Source organism: Vibrio natriegens NBRC 15636 = ATCC 14048 = DSM 759, from assembly GCF_035621455.1.
GTDB classification, from domain to species: domain Bacteria; phylum Pseudomonadota; class Gammaproteobacteria; order Enterobacterales; family Vibrionaceae; genus Vibrio; species Vibrio natriegens.
In genome coordinates, this window is record NZ_CP141822.1 from 197,407 (window position 1) to 216,054 (window position 18,648).

At 42.6% G+C, this 18,648-nt stretch carries 18 protein-coding genes; 5 read left to right on the top strand and 13 right to left on the bottom strand.

All coding sequences use genetic code 11. The features are described 5' to 3' along the window. Positions 1-67: 67 nt before the first annotated feature. From coaD to VER99_RS00915, 3 genes are read right to left on the bottom strand one after another with little or no spacing between them, the layout of a single operon-like run. Complete coding sequence (coaD, locus tag VER99_RS00905) at positions 68-547, bottom strand: pantetheine-phosphate adenylyltransferase (RefSeq protein ID WP_020335722.1); 480 nt, start codon at positions 545-547, stop codon at positions 68-70. Beyond that, positions 544-1,575 (bottom strand): glycosyltransferase family 4 protein, encoded by a 1,032-nt coding sequence (locus VER99_RS00910; protein WP_020335723.1) that lies wholly within the window; start codon positions 1,573-1,575, stop codon positions 544-546. Before VER99_RS00910 ends, coaD begins: the two co-directional genes overlap by 4 nt. Beyond that, the gene (locus VER99_RS00915; protein ID WP_020335724.1) at positions 1,572-2,639 is read right to left on the bottom strand and encodes a glycosyltransferase family 9 protein; all 1,068 of its coding nucleotides are present in this window, start codon (positions 2,637-2,639) and stop codon (positions 1,572-1,574) included. The genes VER99_RS00910 and VER99_RS00915 overlap by 4 nt, the downstream gene beginning before the upstream one ends. A gap of 408 nt (positions 2,640-3,047) precedes the next feature. Here VER99_RS00915 and VER99_RS00920 point away from each other — a divergent pair, with 408 nt between their 5' ends. Continuing rightward, on the top strand, positions 3,048-4,052 hold the full coding sequence (locus VER99_RS00920) for a glycosyltransferase family 9 protein (RefSeq protein ID WP_020335725.1): 1,005 nt from the start codon (positions 3,048-3,050) through the stop codon (positions 4,050-4,052). Positions 4,053-4,164: 112 nt separating this feature from the next. Here VER99_RS00920 and VER99_RS00925 read toward each other — a convergent pair whose 3' ends face one another. Beyond that, positions 4,165-5,280, bottom strand: a complete 1,116-nt coding sequence (locus VER99_RS00925; protein ID WP_020335726.1) for a glycosyltransferase family 4 protein — start codon at positions 5,278-5,280, stop codon at positions 4,165-4,167. Between the two features lie 191 nt (positions 5,281-5,471). Here VER99_RS00925 and VER99_RS00930 point away from each other — a divergent pair, with 191 nt between their 5' ends. The 4 genes from VER99_RS00930 to VER99_RS00945 all read left to right on the top strand — a co-directional run bounded on the left by VER99_RS00930 (position 5,472) and on the right by VER99_RS00945 (position 8,989). Beyond that, positions 5,472-5,858, top strand: coding sequence for a diacylglycerol kinase (locus VER99_RS00930; protein ID WP_014230592.1), 387 nt, complete (start codon positions 5,472-5,474; stop codon positions 5,856-5,858). A gap of 8 nt (positions 5,859-5,866) precedes the next feature. Continuing rightward, on the top strand, positions 5,867-6,574 hold the full coding sequence (locus VER99_RS00935) for a 3-deoxy-D-manno-octulosonic acid kinase (protein WP_014230593.1): 708 nt from the start codon (positions 5,867-5,869) through the stop codon (positions 6,572-6,574). Positions 6,575-6,909: 335 nt separating this feature from the next. Next, positions 6,910-8,019 (top strand): UDP-galactopyranose mutase, encoded by a 1,110-nt coding sequence (gene glf, locus VER99_RS00940; RefSeq protein ID WP_014230594.1) that lies wholly within the window; start codon positions 6,910-6,912, stop codon positions 8,017-8,019. A gap of 1 nt (position 8,020) precedes the next feature. Beyond that, entirely contained in the window at positions 8,021-8,989 is a 969-nt protein-coding gene (locus VER99_RS00945; RefSeq protein ID WP_014230595.1) for a hypothetical protein, read from the top strand. A gap of 218 nt (positions 8,990-9,207) precedes the next feature. Here the strand turns inward: VER99_RS00945 and VER99_RS00950 are convergent, their stop codons facing one another. The 9 genes from VER99_RS00950 to VER99_RS00990 all read right to left on the bottom strand — a co-directional run bounded on the left by VER99_RS00950 (position 9,208) and on the right by VER99_RS00990 (position 18,467). Then, positions 9,208-10,056 carry a glycosyltransferase family 2 protein gene (locus VER99_RS00950; RefSeq protein WP_020335727.1) on the bottom strand — a complete coding sequence of 283 codons (849 nt, stop codon included), beginning with the start codon at positions 10,054-10,056 and terminating at the stop codon, positions 9,208-9,210. Positions 10,057-10,059: 3 nt separating this feature from the next. Continuing rightward, positions 10,060-11,310, bottom strand: a complete 1,251-nt coding sequence (gene waaA, locus VER99_RS00955) for a lipid IV(A) 3-deoxy-D-manno-octulosonic acid transferase (protein WP_020335728.1) — start codon at positions 11,308-11,310, stop codon at positions 10,060-10,062. Next, positions 11,304-12,368, bottom strand: a complete 1,065-nt coding sequence (gene waaF, locus VER99_RS00960; RefSeq protein WP_029791356.1) for a lipopolysaccharide heptosyltransferase II — start codon at positions 12,366-12,368, stop codon at positions 11,304-11,306. The genes waaA and waaF overlap by 7 nt, the downstream gene beginning before the upstream one ends. Before the next feature lie 7 nt (positions 12,369-12,375). Beyond that, the gene (gene lpxM, locus VER99_RS00965; RefSeq protein ID WP_020335730.1) at positions 12,376-13,356 is read right to left on the bottom strand and encodes a lauroyl-Kdo(2)-lipid IV(A) myristoyltransferase; all 981 of its coding nucleotides are present in this window, start codon (positions 13,354-13,356) and stop codon (positions 12,376-12,378) included. A gap of 133 nt (positions 13,357-13,489) precedes the next feature. After that, complete coding sequence (rfaD, locus tag VER99_RS00970) at positions 13,490-14,431, bottom strand: ADP-glyceromanno-heptose 6-epimerase (RefSeq protein ID WP_020335731.1); 942 nt, start codon at positions 14,429-14,431, stop codon at positions 13,490-13,492. Between the two features lie 123 nt (positions 14,432-14,554). Then, positions 14,555-16,762, bottom strand: coding sequence for a YjbH domain-containing protein (locus tag VER99_RS00975; RefSeq protein WP_020335732.1), 2,208 nt, complete (start codon positions 16,760-16,762; stop codon positions 14,555-14,557). After that, positions 16,759-17,511, bottom strand: a complete 753-nt coding sequence (locus VER99_RS00980) for a capsule biosynthesis GfcC family protein (protein WP_020335733.1) — start codon at positions 17,509-17,511, stop codon at positions 16,759-16,761. The genes VER99_RS00975 and VER99_RS00980 overlap by 4 nt, the downstream gene beginning before the upstream one ends. Next, positions 17,511-18,182 (bottom strand): YjbF family lipoprotein, encoded by a 672-nt coding sequence (locus tag VER99_RS00985; protein WP_020335734.1) that lies wholly within the window; start codon positions 18,180-18,182, stop codon positions 17,511-17,513. The genes VER99_RS00980 and VER99_RS00985 overlap by 1 nt, the downstream gene beginning before the upstream one ends. A 69-nt stretch (positions 18,183-18,251) precedes the next feature. Then, complete coding sequence (locus VER99_RS00990) at positions 18,252-18,467, bottom strand: hypothetical protein (RefSeq protein ID WP_020335735.1); 216 nt, start codon at positions 18,465-18,467, stop codon at positions 18,252-18,254. Positions 18,468-18,648: the final 181 nt, after the last annotated feature.

Sequence of the window (18,648 nt, forward strand, 5' to 3'; positions counted from 1 at the left end):
AAAATAAATGGATTGCGGAGAAGCTGAAGCCTGAAGTAGCCTAGCATAGCTAAGTCAGGCTTGTTCATTAATGGCGTTTTTTGTTGTGCATCGCGTCCGCCACTATTTTTGGAACGAATGCACTGACGTCTCCACCATGAATAGCCACTTCGCGGACGATTGTCGATGAGATAAATGCGTACTCTTCGGCCGGAGTGAGAAACACACTCTCTAAGCCAGGCAATAAACGTCGATACATATTGGTTAAACCGAATTCGTATTCAAAGTCTACTGTAGTTCTCAGGCCGCGTATTAGCACGTTCGCATTAACATCGCGTGCAAAGTCCACCATGAGTCCGGAAAAGCCTTGGGTAGTAACATTGTCTAGATGTGCGGTGACATCTTTTACAAAGCTGACTCGCTCTTCTAGTGTAAACATGGTGTTTTTACTTGGACTTTCGGCGACCGCGACAATGACTTCATCAAACATATCAGCCGCACGTTCGATCAGGTCGAGATGCCCATTGGTGATTGGATCAAAGGTGCCTGGGTAGATTACTCTTTTCATTTTTCTATTTTCTTATAAAGCTCAAGGTACTGCTGGGAAGTATAACGAATATCGAACTTTTCGAGCTTTTTAACCCCATTTTGTATGAAGCTGGCTCGTTTTTTTTGGTCTTCATAGAGTTTCACGATTGCATCGGTTAATGCATCGCCGTTTCCGGGCTCGATTAAAAAACCGTTGTAGTCATGTTCAATAATATCCGGGATTCCGCCTGTATTCGCACCAATCACAGGTAAGCCCGCAGACATCCCTTCTAAGATCACTGAGCCCAGTCCTTCTGTGTATGACGGGTGAATTTGCAGATCGGCGGCGCTAAACCAGTCACCCATATTCGTTTGTTTACCTTCAAAGCTAACGTTATTAAGTCCGCTAGCTTGTTGCTCAAGAGCAGGTCTCTCTGGACCATCACCGAGCAAACAGAACTGTATGGGTAGGTTGGATTCTTCGAGCTTTTTGGCTGCAGAAATGGTGACATCAAACCCTTTATGTTTAAGCATATTCGCGGCCTGAATAACCAAAAACTTGCCTGCGAATCTTTGTTTAATCGATTGAACCGTTTTCTCGTCACTAGGGTACTGGACAGGAGAGCTCGGGATTTTATGTGTCTGTAATGCGGGATAGGCATCATTAACACGCTGAACAATCTCGGTACTTAAACCGACCACTGCTGCTGCTTTGGAGTAGGCTAGATTTGCTAACCATTTCTTTTTTAAAGCGTTGTCTATACGGCGAGTGACAATATATGGCGTGCCATACAACATGTGTTGAATCAAGGCCCAGTAAATTGCTCTGCCTTCATGCACATGAATTAATGTGCAATTTTCGGTAACTGACTTTGAGTGAGCTTTAGTAAAGTGTGTCGCGAGCACCAGTTTTACGTCCAGTTGGTGGACAGCTTCAGCAAAAGGGCTTTTAGGGTTAGCGACAACGGTGAGGTTATAGCCTAACTTAACTTGTTGTTTGATAAGCTGAAGCGTCTGGTTTTCACCACCGTGGTACCCCGACGCTAAATTCACGTGGCAGATATTCATGGTTTGACCTTTTCGCTCTGAAGGTTAGTTAGCACCTTATCCAACATGGCGATGACAGACTCGCTGGTAATTCTCTCCATCGCTTTTTCATCTTGAACTCTGGTACGCCAGTCAACCTGAGAAGGCTGTTTTTGGGTTTCCGCCCAAAGCGCGTCGTTGTACGCTGAAACGACCAACGATCGATAGTTATAAGGCCCGGTACGTTCTGGATTATGATGCGCATAAAGCCCAATAACAGGTGTACCCATGGCATTGGCCATGTGTGTTGGGCCGGTGTCTGGTGCTATCACAACATCGGCTTTATCGAGCAATGCCAGCATTTGCTGCAGCGAACTTTGACCAATGAGATTGGTAACTGGCACATCAAGTGCTTTCTCAATATCACGACCAAGATCTTTTTCAACTTGGGCAGGACTGCCAGCAAGAATGACATTTAGATTATTCTTGCTGGCATGATGAATCACATCTGCATACCCTTTAGCGGTCCAATTTTTGTAGGCCTTACTCGCACCAGGAACAATGACTAAGTTTGTTTTTTCGTTGGATAGATTCTTCGTCGCCCAGCTCCGTGCATCATCATTATATTCTAGCGACCATGATGGGGTGAATTCAGGCACACCAAGCGTAATCGCAAATTGGCGTAAACCATCTAAAACATGATTGGATTCAGGAGAGGGAACCTTCACGTTCGTAAACAAGCGTTGCCCGTCTTGGCTTCTCTTCGCATCAAATCCAAGTTTGTATTTGGCTTTGATTCCTATTGTCAGAACGCTCGCTCTGATGGCGTATTGCATATGAAGTAATGCATCAAAACGAGTACCTTTAAGCAGCTTCCAAACTCTTAGATATTCGGAAAAGCCATTCTTTTTGTTAAACACCACTACATTGATATTTGGAATCGACTTAAGCAGTTCAGCCTCTAGGGCACCAGTAATCCACGTGATCTCTGTTGTAGGCCAGTGCTTTTGAATCGCTTGTACAACTGCGATGGTGTTGCATACATCACCAATAGCAGAGAGTCTCAGAATACAAATTTTCTGTGGTGGTTTATTAAAAAGGCTCATGACTCTGAAGAGGGTTGTTATTTATCTCTGAATTATGCAGTTGCATCAACAGAATGTATACCCAAATCACCCTGAGTTGTGTGATTCGGCGAGTCAGGATCCAAGAACGAGTATGCAACAATCCTAATTTTTAGTGGTCCAACCCTTAAGTATTGATAGGTGTTTTTATTCCTTTTGTTTGATTTTGGTACAGGCTTTCGCCAGTAAATTGAACTAGGATGAATTTTTGGTTTCAGGAGCACAGAATGGAATGCTTTTTGTAAAAATTAGGTCAGTTTTTGATATTATTTCTCTGTTTTATATTAAGAATAAATTTAAATATTACTTAGCCTTACGTGTCTAGATTCATACTTTGGTCTTTACTGTAAGGAAAGTGACATATACGTATCGTAATTGGTGGATATATTAATGACAAACGTGGCTGTATTTGTTCCACACAGAGCACAATTTGGAAACATCACAACGCAAATTCCATTGCTTTGCGCCATAAGAAAAGAGATTGGAGATGCAAATATTACGATTTATACCAAGGCCAAAAGCAGTCAGCTCCTTGTTTGTAATGGACTTGCAGACAACGTCATTAATTACAAAGGCTGGAATATTCTAAAAATAGTAACGAGTATCAACTCGAATAAATTTGATAAAGTTTTTAATATTTACTCCGGCTCTGAGCGTGTTCATGCAGCACTGCTGCTGGCGAAAACAAAAGAAAAATACGCGTTTAGCAACTCCAAGCTTTTGAATAAATGTGGCTTATATAGTAAGCATTTATTTACGCCAAAAGGTCGACAGTACATCGCAAAAAACAATCTCGATTTAGCTAATGTCGCATTTGGTACTAACTACGATACCACGATAATCAATATGCTGGGTTCAGAAGCCGGGCAAGATGCAAAGAAAAGCGCGTTAACTTTGGTGCCAGCTGGTGGCGCTGGAGCTTTTAAAGTCTGGCCAATTGAAAGGTACTGTGAAGCTGCGAAAAATATCTATCGAAAATCAGACAAAATTGACAAAATTAATATCATACTCGGTCCTCAGGAAAGTTCAAAGGCAGCTATCGTAGAGCGTTTATTGCACGGTTTACCTTTTGAGATAAAACATTCTCCTTCTATTTCTGATCTGGTCGATATTGCCCACGAGTCTGCACTTACTTTATCGAATGACTGTGGTCCATGCCATATATTTCAAATGATGAAGGTTCCAATGGTGATGATCTGGGGGTGGGATACCAGAGCTGCGTCTCCAACATCCCCCTATTATGTACTACCAGATTGGTATCACAGCACTAATAATTCTTGGTGTGTGTTTCCATCTGAGTGTAGTAAGTCTATAGAATCTATATCTGTAGAAAGGGTAAGTAGCTTATCTTTGATGGAGTTGAGTCGGGAGACTCAGATCTTAGAAACCGCATAGTTTTGCTCAGGCTAAGCGGGGTTCGATGGATTCTGCGCGTAACGTTATATGTTAAAAGGCTTCGAACAGTTGTGCGAAGCCTTTTGTATTTTATCGAATTATGTGGGTGATATTATTTTAGCTGTTTCTTTTCCCACGCTTGTTTGATCAACTGATAGTTCATTTCCATAATGTTATTCACGTCCAGCGGTGCGACTGACTCACGACAGGCTGCTCGGAATTCTTTAGACTTTGCTTTGTCTGCCCAATGACTCATTTCCTGTGCGAGCTTTTCGGTCGAAAAGTCAGACTCAAGAATCGAGCTCACTTCGTCGTTCATCACTTCTTTTGCACCACAGTCGACGGTGGTAATCACTGGACAGCCGCTTGATAACGCTTCAATGGCAGTAAAACCAAATGGTTCGTATTTGGTAGGGAAAACATAACAAGATGCCATGCTAAAGAAGATTTCCGGATTGTTTTGTTTACCTAAGAAATAGCATTTATCTTCAATACCAAGTTCTTTTGCCAGGTCTTGGTACTGTTGAGGGTGCTGTTCATTCCCTACAATGACCAAGCTTGCCTCTTCTTTCAGCAAGCTAAATGCCTTGAGTGTCGGCTCTAATCCTTTGCGGTGATAACCTGAACCAAGAAACAGAAAGATAGGGTGTTTATCGTTAATTTGTAGTTTCTTTTTTAACTCAGCTACTTGTGTCGCGCAGTTTTCACGTGAGAAACGGTTTAGATCAACCGCGTTATGAATCGTGGCGATTTTATCTGGAGAGACACCATAATCTTCCATTATTTCGGTGCTGCTTTTATGCGAGTTCGATACCACGAAAAGATTATCGGCAGACGACAGGGCTTTACGCTCGATATACATGGAGACGCGGTCCCTTGGCGTCGGTTTCTTGTCTTTTCTCAGATCAACGATGTGTTTACGAGTGCCTCCACCAACGCGAATTAGGTCGTGTGTCCAGGTTTTCCCCAACGCATAAACAATATCATAGTCATTTTCATTGACGTGGTTTTCAACCGCTTTCGCAAACCGATAGGCTCGATGCGCTTTACCAATACTGAGCGGTTTTAGTGTGACAAACTTAATGTTTGGGTGACTTGGTTCTTCGTGAGAACGGCAAATAATGGTGACGTCTTCACCTTGTTCGCACAGGTATTTGGACAATTGATTTAAGAACAGTTCTGTGCCGCCAACCTTAGCGTGACGCATGTGAATCAGTGCAATCTTCATTATGAACCCTAAAGCAGAAAATGGTGTTTATGTTAGCTTAAACCCAAGTTTACCAAAGGTCCTTCATTAAAGATGCTGTTCTGGGTTTATTTTTAAGCCAAACAGCCAGCTTGTTCCCGTTTCAGCTTCATTGGTACTCATGTAGAATACGTCGCGTGAAGGTTTAGGCGATCATTCAATCATGGGGCGACATGAACAAAAATAACGAAAAGACTACCGGAAAGCCTGGTCAAACAGGGTTAAGGCGCATCTACAATGCGACTTTTTATTCCGCGAAAGGGATAAAAGCTGCATTCAAACATGAAGCGGCCATCAGACAAGAAGTTGGCTTATTAGTCTGCGCTGCCATCATCGTATTTTTGTTGGATTTGTCGGCGATAGAGCGTGTTTTGATGTTTGGAAGTGTCGTATTGGTGCTGATTGTCGAGTTACTTAATTCAGCTATCGAAGCCGTGGTTGATCGTATAGGTATTGAGAGGCATGAATTGAGCGGCAGAGCAAAAGACATTGGCTCGGCTGCCGTAATGGTAGCGCTAATGCTAGCCGGGTTCACTTGGTTAACGATCCTCTTCTTTTAAGGAACAGCATGAAACTTTTTAAACACGGCAATACTCGAGTTTGGTATGACGAATCGGTAGTTTCAGAGCCGGAAAAAACGCTGTTTGATATTGAATACTGGCAGAGTCTGAACGCAGTTGTTGGTAGTGCAACTGGGCGTGGAACCACTTGGTTTGTCCAACTTGGTACCATGCAAGCCGCGCTGCGTCATTATCGACGTGGTGGTTTGTTTGGAAAGTTAGTTAAAGATAATTATTGGTTTTCTAGTTGGGAAAGGACTCGCAGTGCGGCGGAGTTTCAGCTCTTACTTACGTTAACGGAAGCCGGTGTGAACGTACCGAAGCCCATAGCAGCAAGAGCGGTCAAGACAGGCTTATTAACCTACCAGGCGGACTTACTCAGCCAATGTATACCAAATGCCAAGGATTTAGTAAGTATCCTCCAAGAGGGGGCTTTACCAGCAGAAATGTACCATAAGATTGGGCAAGAAATTGCCAAAATGCACAAGGCTGGCGTTAATCATACCGATTTGAATATTCACAACATTCTGATTGATGCAGATAAGCAAGTGTGGATTATTGATTTCGACAAATGTTCCCAACAAGCTGGCTCAGACTGGCAAAAACACAATTTAGATAGATTGTTGCGCTCCTTTCGTAAAGAGCTTAAGAAACGCTCAATTCATTGGCAAGAAGAGGAGTTTGAATACCTCCTTAAGGGAGCCGCTAATCATTGAGCTGAGTTTGAATTAATCAAATCCCAATCAACTTACTGTTTCGTAAGTGATCTATATGGGTTGTGGAAGAGTGGTATGTTTTTTCCTCGGAAGTTGTCGAAAATTGAAGGGATATAACTGCATACTACTAAAGCTTTGACTAACCTCTTTGCGCTGAGTTCAGGTTAGTCAAATTTCTTGTTAAGATACCGCTGATAAATTTTAGCTCAAAGTTCCCTTTGACTCTGCATATAAAGTCAATGGGTGATCGATTATGACTTTGATATCAAATAAATCCAGTTTAGGCTACAGATGAATTCGATAGAAAGCCAAACATGTGCTTCGGAATAACAGTTATGAAATATGATTATTTAATAGTAGGTGCCGGTTTATTTGGTGCCGTATGCGCTAATGAATTGACGAAGCAAGGTCGTTCGGTGCTTGTGATAGATCGACGACAACATATTGGTGGAAATGTTTACACTGAAGACAGTGGTGGGATTCAGGTGCACAAGTACGGCGCGCACATATTCCATACAAACGACAAAGCTATTTGGGACTATGTGAACGATCTAGTGGAGTTTAACCGCTTCACTAACTCACCGTTAGCTAATCACAAAGGTAAACTTTACAATTTGCCTTTTAATATGAATACCTTCTACCAGTTATGGGGAGTAAGAACGCCGGCCGAAGCTGAAGCAAAGTTACAAGAGCAGCGACAGGAAATGGCAAATAAAGAGCCTGAAAACTTAGAAGAACAGGCGATCTCTCTGGTTGGACGAGATATTTACGAAACCTTGATCAAAGGATATACCGAAAAGCAGTGGGGACGAGATTGTGTGGATCTACCTGCTTTCATCATTCGTCGTTTGCCGGTGCGTTTGACTTATGATAACAATTATTTTTCCGATCGTTACCAGGGTGTGCCTATTGGTGGTTATACCAATCTAATCGAAAAGATGTTAGAAAATTCAGAGGTGCAATTAGGTGTCGATTTTTTATCGGATAAAGCTCGCTTTAAATCAATGGCTAAAAAGGTAATTTATACTGGGCCAATCGATGAGTACTTTGATAATCAACTTGGTCGATTAGAATATCGTTCATTAGAGTTTCAGAACGAACGAATGGATATTGCTAATTATCAAGGTAATGCCGTTGTTAATTATACAGAGCGCTCAATTCCTTTTACCAGAATCATCGAACATAAGCATTTTGACCCAGTAGATACTGAACATACTATTATTACAAAAGAATATCCTTCTGAGTGGAAACCAGGTGATGAGCCATACTATCCGGTGAATGATGAGAAGAATATGGCGCTGTTTAAAAAGTATCGCCAGCTAGCTAAAAATGAGTCTGAAGATGTTTTTTTTGGTGGTCGTCTTGCTGAGTATAAGTACTACGATATGCATCAGGTAATACGTAGTGCGTTGAACAAAGTTAATGAGATGGAAGGGAAATCTTAATATGGATAAAGCTATTGTTCTTTGCCCAGCGAATAGTGTGACTGGTGGTCCAGAGTTGATTCACCAGTTTGTGGATGCTCTGACCCAGTTAAATGTCGATGCTAAAATTCTTTACTACCCCTTTACGGAAAAACATCAAACACCTTCTGCTTACGCACATTATAATGTGCCATTAGCCACGCTAGAGGAGTGTCGTGAGGCTACTGTTATTGTACCTGAGGCGGCAACCAAATATTTGAATTTGGTAGAAGGAAAAAGAAAGATCGTCTGGTGGTTATCGGTTGATAACTACTTTAAATCTCATCCCAATACACTGTTCAAGCATATAAAACATTGGTATCGAAGCAATGTGACAAATAATCCAAAGTTTTTACCGATGGATGAGCTCAAACAATATTCACACTTGACACAGAGCTACTACGGTGAATTGTTTTTAAACCAGCATGGTATTTCTGATGTCTTTCATTTAAGTGATTATCTTGGTGAAGAGCACTTAACTAGGCAAGTTGATATCAACCAGAAAGAAAATGTTATTTGTTACAATCCCAAAAAAGGCATAGAAACTACGAATAAGTTAATAGCTGCAATGCCATCTGTAAAGTTTGCTCCGATTCAGAATATGACAGCAGCGGAAGTTGCTGACTTGCTAGCCAAGAGCAAAGTTTACATTGATTTTGGTAATCACCCTGGTAAAGACCGTATTCCTCGTGAAGCCGCAATGGCAAAGTGTATTGTAATCACAGGTGAAAAAGGCAGTGCTGGAAATACCGTTGATATTGCTGTTCCAAAAAAATACAAACTTAATGAATCTGGTGAAGGCTTTATTGATGAAGTTAGCTCGTTAGTTAATGAGGTCTTTACTCACTTTGAACGTTCACTGGACGATTTTGAATTTTACCGCAATAAAATTAGAGAAGAAAAGGCCACCTTCCATAAAGAAGTAGCTGATTTTGCAAAGAAGTTTTTATAGGTGAAGTGTATCTATACTTAAAATAAAATCTAATTGCTTGGCTTACTATAGCGTAATTTGATTTGTAGATCGCAGATAGAGTAGTGCTTAGAAGAACTAGCTTTTATACGTTAATACTCCACGCTAGCTATAAGTTAAGATTTTTTGGAGTGTGTCACTGGCGATGTCATATCACCGTCAGTGGCACCTTCAATTCATATGGTAAAAAAGGTTTTTGACTATTTATATCTGTAGTGCTTTCCAGTCATTATTGCTTTAAATATAAAGCCCTCTAGGTCTTCCTTTTCTGTTAAGCGATTTTTTAAACTTTTTAACCCAGTACGAAGAGTATAAACGATTAAGCTTGATTTACTTTTGTAATATCGTGCTCGAAGCCCTTCATCATAGGCTCGCTCTTTTTTTCTGAAGTCACTGATAGCATCTGGATCCGTAGAAAGGCGAGAGTATGAGTGCTCAAACCCAGGTATCACTTTGAGGTGCGATAATAATTTCGCGCGTTCTAACCTGATAAAAAAGGTTGTATCTACTCCGTACAAAAGAAAGTGCTCGTCAAAGACGCTACCGTACGTAGCTTTGAGTTTGTTGGCAACATTGGCTCCAACCACAACACCGCTGCCTACAGCTCGAAAGCGGCTCCTGTCTTCCGGCAGTTCAGTGCTTTCAACTTTCTTTTTCTTTAATGTTGGGCTTTGGACCTGGCCATTGTGAGTAAGAATAGGGACGGCACATGTATCTTTATCTACATGTAGAATGGATTTAATGTAAGTAGGAGATAAATTAGAGTCATCATCGAGAAACACAAAGAAATCATTTTCTTTAAAGGTGAAGACGAAATTATAGATTTTTGCGAGCCCAGCGTTAGATAGATCCTCTTTGATTGTCACACTACGAAATTTTTTGGTATCGCTCTCATCTAAATTCTTGTTTATCTCGTCAGGACCGTTATTCCAAATAAGCAAGTCTATGTTATTGAGGTTTCCTGGATACTTAATAAGACTTTGATAAGTAGTCGATTCTGAGATCTTTTTGTTATACAAGACAATAAGTATGGTGCCTGTTTTCGCCAAAATTTATTCCTTAACAAGTAACTGGATGGTTTTCGCAAGAGGGCTTTCTGTTGCACCTAACGCTGAGTTAGCGATTTTCCTTGGGTTGAAGAAAATATCAGTTATGGATTCCGCTAATTGAGAGCTATCTTCGATGATACTTAGAGATTCAGTTTGAGATAAACTGGCAACAATTTCGGTAAAATTAAAGTAACTCGGCCCTGTAATAACTGGCACGCCAAGTGCGGCTGGTTCCAGAACGTTGTGTCCGCCAACTTTATCACCAATTAGGCTCCCACCCATAAAGCAGACATCGGCTGCGCCTATTAAAATCAACATCTCACCCATGGTATCGCCGAGGTAAACTTGAGTTGATTCAGCTACGTCTGACTGTGAGGTACGGCGAATGGTTTCCAAGCTATGTTTCTGACAAAGTTCAAAGACGCTATCAAAACGCTCCGGGTGGCGAGGGACTAAGATCAGTAAGGCTTCTGGATAAGATTCAAGTAGTTTCTTATGTGCGTTAAGTACTTGTTCATCTTCGCCCTTATGAGTGCTTGCCGCTATCCAAACGGGTCTGTGTTCTCCAAGAACAGAGCGCAATTCTTTACCCTTCGTTTTCACGTCGTCTGAGATCTGGATATCAAACTTGATTGAGCCAGTAACTGATAGCTTATTACTATCGACGCCCAAGCGAGAAAAACGCTCAGAATCCGATTCGGTTTGGCACAACACCTGAGTAAGTTTTGGATGCAAAAGGTTAAACAACGGCTGCACTTTAGCGTAGTTTCGGCATGACTTTTCAGATAAACGGGCGTTGACCACAGTAATTGGAATCCCCGCTTTGTGCACCGTGTTCAGGGTATTTGGCCAAAGCTCGGTTTCAATGATCAGCATTTGCTTTGGATTTACAGCCTTTAAAAAGCCTTTTACCGCAAAGCTAAAGTCGATAGGCATATATCGGTGTTCAACTAAATCACCTAATTTTGCCACCTGCTCAGCCCCGGTACCGGTTGTTGTAGTAACCAAAATCGCCTGTTCAGGATTCTGCTTTTTCAATGCTTTTATTAACGGTGCCGCAGCGATGCTTTCACCAACCGATACGGCATGAATCCATATTGGGCGTTGATCAGTATTGAGCTTGGGCGTGATACCAAAATGTTCTTTCCAGCGCGGACCAAATTTAGGCTTGTTTGGCTTGCTCTTATACAAACCAAACAAAAGAATTGGTGACGCTAGTGCCAGCAGTAACGTATATATCAGACGAATTAACATGAGCTAATGGTAATGGCTTCGAGCTTTTGGATACTGTTAAGTACTTGTTTCGGAGATAACTCCGTCAAGCACTTAAGGTGGTTAAACTGGCATTCACGCTGAAAACATGGGCGACAGTCAATATCGGTATGAACAATCTCGACTTTGTCCGCAAGTGGCGGCGTATATTTTGGTGACGTAGAACCATACACAGCGACGACATTACAACCGACTGCAGCTGCGACGTGCATTAAGCCCGAGTCGTTCGCTACTACCGTTTTACATGCAGCAAGCAGGTCAACGGCTTCGATCAAACTGGTTTGTCCGGCAAGAACATGAATATGCTGTTGGAGCTGTGGCGGAACCAGAGCTCGAATGCCGTTACATGTCTCAAGATCTTTCTGTGAGCCGAATAACCAGATTTGATGACCTTCTTTACACATCTGTGTGGCGACTTCCGCATAATGGGTTTCTGGCCATTTCTTCGCCGGACCAAATTCTGCACCTGGGCACAAGCCAATAATAGAGCGTTCTTTATTGAGGTTAAACTTCTGGATAGTGGTTTGTTGCTCTTCAGTATTGATAGCTAGGCGAGGGCGCGGCAGCGTCTCTAATCCACCTAGTGACGATGAGTCCACCATCTCCGATTGTGGATAAGCCAAAGCCACATAACGCTCCACCATGTATTGGAACGACTTCATGTTAGGACGAATGTCATTCAGCAAGCCATAGCGCATTTCGCCTTTCCAGCCGGTGCGAAGAGGAATGTTAGCAAACCAAGGTATCAGAGCGGATTTCGCCGATTTTGGCAGGATATAAGCGTGATCGTATTTCTTCTCACGCAGCGTTTTACCAATTTCACGCCGCCCCAGAAGGTTAAATTCACCATGCCCAATCGGCATTTCAATGGCCTTATTCACCTCAGGCATACGCTCTAAGATTGGTTTACACCACCCGGGTGCAATCACATCAATTTCGCTTTCAGGGTTCAGTTGCTTTAAAACAATGTATAGGGATTGCGACATCACCATATCTCCAACCCAAGAAGGACCAATAATTAGAATTTTGTTTTTCGACATGTTGATATCACTTCTCTTTAATAAAGCCATGCTCACGCATTTCACTGTATGGGTTACTGCCATCCGCCTGTGTACGCAGTAGACGCAGGGTCCACATGTATTGCTCTGGGTTTTTCGTCACAAAGTACTCAATGGCTTCATTGAGTGAGCGAGCATCGTCGCAGTCGGTTTCCTGAAGCGTCAGTGGAGGCATGAACTCAATACTAAAGCGACCAGTTTCCGGATCCAGTGAGGCAAAAGTCGGGATTACTTTGGACTTTGACAGTTTCGCCAGTTTTGTCAGACCTGGCAGGGTTGCCTTCGTCGTCGCGAAAAAGTCCACAAATTCACTGAGTTCAGCACCATGATCCTGGTCTGGTAGATAGTAGCCCAAGTAACCGTCTTTAATCGATTTGATGAAGGGTTTAATCCCTCCAGAGCGTTCGTACACACGGCCACCATATTGCACGCGTTGGCGATGCATTAGCCAGTCTGTTACTGGGTTTTTCTGTCTTTTCGCCATCGCAGAAACAGGTAAGCCTTGTGAGGCAAGTAGTACCGCAGGTATATCAATCGACCAAGAGTGCGGCACTAATAAAATCACTTTTTGATTTTGCTCAGTTAGGTCGAGCAACTGTTCGGAGTTTACAAAGTCACACTTTGATTGCAGCCATTCGGGTGAACGCAAAGAGACCAAGCCAAATCTAAGAGTAAATACGCCGGCAGTATAAAGCGTTTTGTAAACCAGTTGGTCACGCTCTTGTTCACTTAACTGTGGGAAACACAAGGCTAAGTTGGTCTTTACGTTGTTGACTGAGTTTGCTTTAGATTTAACTAAACGTGATGCCAGCACTTTTGCCAGCCACTGGTGAAAAGCGAGGGGCAGCAATGCGATAAAAATTGAGCTAAAAACAGCGAGCCAGGTTCCCCAATATTTAGGCTTGAGAAATGAGCGGTCAAACTCAGGGTTATAGGCTTTGGGATCGAAATCATCACGTTTATTGATCATGGGGAGTCTAGTTACCTATGCGTATGGAGACGAGTGATTTAAATGCAGATAAAGGAAATGATACAGGCTATTGAAGCTGAGTAAAGGTGGCAGGTCATAATCACCGCCACCTCATTATTGCGAACAAATATACTTAGCGATTTTGGATGGCTAGGTATTCAGAGACACCTTCTGCAACCGTTTTGAATTCTACGTCGCAGCCTGCTGAGCGTAGCTTAGTCAGATCAGCTTGAGTGAACTCTTGGTAAGCGCCTTTTAGATGCTCAGGGAAAGGAATCGTTTCGATTTCACCTTTTCCGTGGTGAGTGATCACCGCTTTCGCGACCTCTTCAAACGACTCCGCGCGTCCTGTGCCACAGTTAAAAATGCCTGATACGCCATTTTCGAAGAACCACAGATTTACTTTGCATACATCGCCGACGTAAACGAAATCACGTTTAAAGGTCTCGCTACCTGCGAAGAGTTTCGGGTTTTCACCTGCATTTAGCTGGTTATTTAGGTGGAAGGCAACGGATGCCATGCTTCCTTTATGGTCTTCACGAGGGCCGTAAACATTGAAGTAACGGAAGCCCGTGATTTGAGATAGGGTCTCACCGTGCTCTTCAGCGTCTTGCCATAAGCGACGTACGTAGTTATCAAACTGTTGCTTAGAGTAACCGTAGACGTTGAGTGCGCCTTCGTATTCACGCTCTTCAACAAAGGTATCTGTCTCACCGTATGTGGCTGCAGAAGAGGCGTAAAGGAATGGAATTTCACGGTCTAAACAATAATGCAATAACTCTTTTGAGTACTCATAGTTGTTTAGCATCATGTATTTACCATCCCACTCGGTGGTTGCAGAACAAGCACCTTCATGGAAAATTGCTTCGATAGGACCGAAATCATCACCCGCCATAATTTGGGTAAGGAAGTCATCACGATCCATGTAATCTGTGATGTCCAGATCAACTAAGTTCTTAAACTTTTTGCCATTTTTTAGGTTGTCGACAACCAGAATATCGTTCATACCAGCTGCGTTGAGAGCTTTAACAATGTTGCTGCCGATCATGCCAGCACCACCAGTTACGATGATCATAGAACTTCCACCATAGATTAAAATTTTCTCAGGAATTTTAGCAAGAAACGCAATACAGCGCTATTGAAGAGGTAAAGAAAGGTTATTGGGAGTAGGGCCTAGTAGCCTAGGCCCTTGCGTTAGTTACTTTTCATCTGAATGGTTTGGTCGCTGGTACCATGGGTTTCGTTCATCAGTCAGTTCAATCAAGCTGTATTTACGACCTAGCTTCTGACCACCATCGCGAGTTAGCGGCTGCCAACTGAAGTTTGCTCGGTTGTTACTTGGTTTAACGGTCATGATGTCGTATGGAATTGAAATATAGAAGCCTTTGGTAAAGCTACCTTCACCAAATTCATCGGCTGACAAGTCACTTACAGACGCAAAGACGCCTGCGATTACGCCGCTCTTGAATTGCTTGGCAAAATTCAGTTGAGCACCTTTATCACCACCTAAGAATTGACCAACATCCAGTTGGATCATCGTATCAGTCAAGAACTCCCATTGCGGGAAGTAGTAGCCAGACACAAAGCCAGTAAAGCCTTTGTCAATGACCTGGAATGGGTCACCATATTCTGGAATGTTCTGCCATTTCTCAGTGTAAACGCCAAAGTAACTTTGTGGGTCACGCTGAGAAATTAAGTTCACGTCAGCACCAATAGCCCAGCTTGATCCTTGAGGGCGGTATAAGAGTTCTGTGCCGACGCCAGCAAACATACTTTCGAGATAACCTGCGTAGAACTGTTGATCTATCGTATCCGAGTATTCCTGGAACCAAGTCAGCTGCAGATTTGACATAGTAATATCATGCTCGTTCTGGTAAGCACGGAACATGGTACGTACACGAGGGATAGTAGTGCCATCTGTTGGGGTGATATAGTTAAACTTATCGTAGTTGTTGTACCAGTCCCAGTATAGTGAGCCAGCAAGTTCAAGGTTATCTGTCAACCAGTAAGAGGCATTGCCGCTCAAGCCAACGCTAAACAGGTAGAAGTCTTCGGCACTACCCAGTGTTTGAGCCAGTTTTGGCGCAAACCCCCAGTCGAAACGTTCAAAGCCATCATAGGTTGTTTGACCTTGTGGCTTATCGTTCGATGATGAGACTACATCCTCGATTTTGGGGTTGATGTAGTTTACTTGTGCGTAATCTCGGTACTTATCTCTCGATATAACAGCTTGATTCGTTGCTAACCCACGGTTGCGCTCATTGATAGTAAAGGTATCAATGCTGTCAGGTACTTGGTTAGCTAACACGGCGGCCGCTTTTTCATGTGCCTCGTTGCGGTCACGGTACTTCTTCTGTTCGCCAACAATCGCTACCGTCTTATCCTTCGCATAGATTTTGGTGTTTTGATAACCGGCGATCTTATCCAAGTCTTCCGTTACACGCTCCCAATCGACCTGAGAAAGATCTGTTGGTTGGTTGTTTTCTACTTTAGGCGTCGGTGTATCACGCCAGAAAGAAGGCATCTTGTTGAAGTTAGTGTAAAGGTTTAAGCCGGCAACTAAGGTGTCGCCACGCTCATAACTCAAGCGCAGATCTGCCATGTGTCCCAAGCGGTATAATACGCCAAAGTTCCACGGTGTATGCGGTGTCATGTCTATGCCACCATTTCTCACTGGAAAGTCTCCGCTGTAATCATTGCTATCGTATTCTAACTTAAAGCGCAGTGGTGCATGCAGGGTCTGGTATTCAACCCCACCAAATAACGCTGCAGGGCCTTTAAACCAACGTTCATAATCAACACTACCGCCTTTGCCTTTAAAGTCAGTAAAGTCAGATTGTCTCTCGCAGTACCGATCTGAGAGTTTGCAGGCTACGTTAGTAATATTGTCGCGTGTACCCAAGTAACCCCAGCCCATGCCCAAAGTAAAATCGAACGTACCTAAGTTAGGGTTAGAGTATCGTTTGGTTGCCGCGATAAACTCAGCATCAAACAGACCTGTGCCTGCAAAGTCACGAACGCCAACCGAAAGCTCTGGTAAATATTGGGATTCTTCTAAAAGACGGACTTTGAAGTCGATGCCTTTATCGGTGTACTTTGTGTCACCAGAAAAATCTGGATCCTCACTGTATAATAGGTCATTGACTAAGGTATAACGAAGGGTTGTTTCCAGCCATGGCATCACTTGTAGGGTGACATTGTAAAACTGGTACTCATTACTAAAATTGACAGCAAAGTTAAACTCGCCCTCAGGCGCCATCCGGCCAGTTGGCATTTGCATAAGACCAACACCGCCAAAGTCCATTTGTGAGGGTTGTAGTGGTGGCACTTCAAATGGCATTTCTTGGGCCCAAACCAATACCGGACTCATTAAAGAAAAGGTTAAAGTATTTCTAATTAACGTCATAGTGGGCTCTTTATTGAGGTTGGCTTCAGTTGGGTAAGCAGTTTAACAATATCCTGATCCATTTCAGAGGTGTCCAATTCATCAAACGGGAAATAGACCATCGTCAATGGCGGAAGGTAATATTGCGTCGTCAACCAAGAGCCGTGGTGTGGCTTGACAACTTTTCCATCTGGATAAATTAAAATTGGGAGGTGCGCCAGTTCACCAATATTGCGTTTTAAATTGCGAATTTGTTCCTTTAACGGAATACCAGCTTGATTTTTAACGAAGTAGACTTGTTCTAAATTACCTAGATAAATAACCTTTTCTTCTCGCTTTGGTGAAACTAGTGTTAAGTCACCACTTATTAGAGGGTTTTCAAATTTATCTAGGCGGATACGATCTACATCAATAGCCGAAAGTATGCGCGGAGCAAACTGATGACTTTGGATAAAGTCATAGAGTTTGTGATCGCTTAAGTCGTGTTTAATCATCTTGATCAACACGGAGTTTTTCAATGCTGTTGATTCACTTAGTGCGTCTTCAGAATTGTTAAATAATGTTGTTCCGAGTGGATATTCTAAGGCAAGGTTTTGCTGTTGAGCCTGCTGCAGAATATCCGATAAACGAGCCTTCTGAGGGAATAGTAACTGCTCGCTTACACCAACCAATTTGACTTTTAAAGGTTCAGTTTTATCAGCGGTAGATTGAGCCGCACTGGTGCTAGTTAACAGAGCTAGACTTAGTAAAGGTAACAGTCGTTTACTCATTATTTGCTGTATCCTTTCAATATCGTTAACTCAATAGGTAGCATGTTAGGCCCTAAGTGCTGTCGGGTTTTCACTACTTGGCCATGACTATTTACCCAGTAAAAGTTTTCAACGGTTTCAGATAGGCTAGGGAACTCAACGGATTCACGATAGACATCAGCTGAAGTTGAGGACAAGGGTGTTGTTACTACTTCTTTGCCTTGATAGGTACGAGTAATGTGAGCGGGGAAGCCGTAACGGTATTGTTCTTCCCAGTCATATGAAAGAAGGTACTGAATGTCTAATGTGCTATATGCCGGGACTTGACCATAAACGCCCGCAATATTGTTGTTCTGTAGGTTCAGTGTTTTTACAATGTGGCCGTTTTCTGTCACTACCATCGCTTTATCTGAGCTCACCCACTTCAGTTGTGTTTTACCGGTAAGAGGGTTCTGTTCTGCGAATGCTAAAACGACGAAAATTTGTTTCTGATTACCGATCTTAAGGTATGCGCTTGCGTATGGTATAGCTTCAATTTGTTGATGCGTGAGTTCTACATCGATGTAATTGCCATAAGCTTCTTGAACGGTAGCTGAGACATCTTTGAATTTTTGCGTACACCCGAACATAAGGCTAACGGCAGGTAGGATAAGAAGTAGGCGCTTCCAATTTTTTGCTCGAAAGATATTCATTATTCCCTCTTGAAAATAAAATCGCCCTGAATATATCAGGGCGATTATCTACATCTATACTCAACTAGATTAGTTAGAGTTAGAAGTAGTTGTAGCTGTAGTAGTAGTTGAATCGCTGTCTGTTGCTGCTACTGCTACTACAGTTGCTGCTGCTGCCGCACCAACACCTACAGCCACTTCACCGCTAGCAAGAGTAGATGCACCTTCAGTTGTACCTGCTTCAGGTGCTGCAAATGCAGTTGATGCACTTAGAGCCATAAGAATAGCCAGAGCTGTCTTCTTCATTATTAATCCTTGTATAAACGTTTATAAACATCGATGTTGAGAGTATCAAAGCACTCTCATGCATATTCTAGTTTAGAAATTCAGCAATTGTAAATACATATAATACTACAATCAGAAACATAGCAAGTCGTAGCGCTCTGATAATACCCAACGAATTGAGCTACGAGGGATAGATTAGAAT